This window comes from Vibrio sp. 10N.222.55.B11 (assembly GCF_041473705.1).
Classification (GTDB): domain Bacteria; phylum Pseudomonadota; class Gammaproteobacteria; order Enterobacterales; family Vibrionaceae; genus Vibrio; species Vibrio crassostreae_C.
Window position 1 is genome coordinate 1 of record NZ_JBFRST010000175.1, and the last position, 201, is coordinate 201.

Below are 201 nucleotides of genomic sequence, written 5' to 3' on the forward strand. Positions count from 1 at the left end.
ACTGCTCCATCCCGCGTCCGGATGCATTGTTTAAGACAATGAGACTAAACCATTTTCATTCTGAGCAAAGCTCTAAGAATAGAATTTGGAGCGATACATCGGGTTCGAACCGATGACCTCAACCTTGGCAAGGTTGCGCTCTACCAACTGAGCTAGTATCGCATTAGTTATTCGCTGCTCTTACTGCCTTGGGCAACAGAT

The 201-nt window shown here is 46.3% G+C and carries 1 tRNA gene; it reads right to left on the minus strand.

Annotated elements, in window-relative coordinates:
* Positions 1–86: 86 nt before the first annotated feature.
* A tRNA-Gly gene (locus AB4503_RS25600) sits at positions 87–162 on the minus strand.
* Positions 163–201: the final 39 nt, after the last annotated feature.